Annotated in this window: 1 protein-coding gene; it reads left to right on the top strand. The window is 57.5% G+C overall.

Annotated elements, in window-relative coordinates:
• Positions 1-232: 232 nt before the first annotated feature.
• Positions 233-979, top strand: coding sequence for a class I SAM-dependent methyltransferase (locus EHO01S_RS02950; protein WP_024522562.1), 747 nt, complete (start codon positions 233-235; stop codon positions 977-979).
• Positions 980-1,069 lie beyond the last annotated feature (90 nt).

The following is a 1,069-nucleotide window of genomic DNA, read 5'->3' as shown; positions in this document are numbered from 1 at the left end:
TCTGCCTCTGCCTCTGCCTCTGCCTCTGCCTCTGCCTCTGCCTCTGCCTCTGCCTCTGCCTCTGCCTCTGCCTTAAGCAACGCTATTTTTATCCGACGGCTGATTCGCGCTCTTCGGTTTGCTCTCGTTGGGTGCCGAATGGTGTTTTTTTATGCCTGGTATCCGCCGTTGGGATAGGTACACTCATAACGACGGCACGAGCACGCCGGTGTCACCAGCCAAAGGAAAAACTATGGGACAGCTCAATCATTACGCTATTGCCTATCAACAGATTCGCGCATTGATCCGTTATCCCGAGGCGCTGTATCAGTTCCTGGCGCGCCAGTGTACCCATCATGAGCGCGCCTTGGATTTGGGCTGCGGCAGCGGTTTCTCCACCGCCCGTTTGCAGACCTATTTCTCTCAGGTGGCCGGTTGCGATCGCGATGAGGCGCTGATCGCGCTGGCGCGACAAAACTATCCGCAGTTGACTTTCGATATGGCGGCAGCCGAGACCTTTACGCCACCGCAGCCAGTCGATTTGCTGACCTGCGCGACCGCCTTCTACTGGATGGATCGGCCATTGATGCTGTCGCGGATGGCGCAGTTGTTGCAGCCGGGCGGGATCTTCTGCGCCTATCGTTACGAGTTTCCTCTGGTCTATGGGCCGTTGCGCGACGTGGTGGAGTATGAGTTGGCGACGCGTTGGGCTCCATTCCGAGATCGGCGCTTAGTGGACTACGACGATACCCTGGAATTGATGCAGATCCAGCCTAATCTGCAACACAGCCAACGTCAGATCTTTCCCAATATTCTCACCTTGAGTGTGGCGCAGTTGGCGACGTTTTTCCTGTCGACCAGCTATGTAACGGGTTATATGGCGCAGCAGGGGGGGCCGGAGTATGCCAAACGCCTGATGGCGTTACTTGCCGCCAGCGGGCAGCGTGATGTGCGGGTAAATTTCGATGTAACGGCTTTTATCTGCCGTCTTCGTCGCTGAGGGCCGCGGGGGGAGAGCACTGCAAGATAAAAAGACACCCAAACCGGCTGGTTGGGTGTCGAGATGGGCGCGGTTAGGCCTTGGCGGCCG

This window comes from Edwardsiella hoshinae NBRC 105699 = ATCC 33379 (genome assembly GCF_000474215.1).
In the GTDB taxonomy this organism is placed as follows: domain Bacteria; phylum Pseudomonadota; class Gammaproteobacteria; order Enterobacterales; family Enterobacteriaceae; genus Edwardsiella; species Edwardsiella hoshinae.
The sequence above is the reverse complement of the archived record's forward strand: the minus strand, read 5'-3'. Positions and strand labels throughout refer to the sequence as shown.

What these genes read in the sequence shown, in the direction of transcription:
- EHO01S_RS02950 (WP_024522562.1), top strand. Translation starts at nt 233, where the DNA reads ATGGGACAGCTCAATCATTACGCTATTGCCTATCAACAGATTCGCGCA.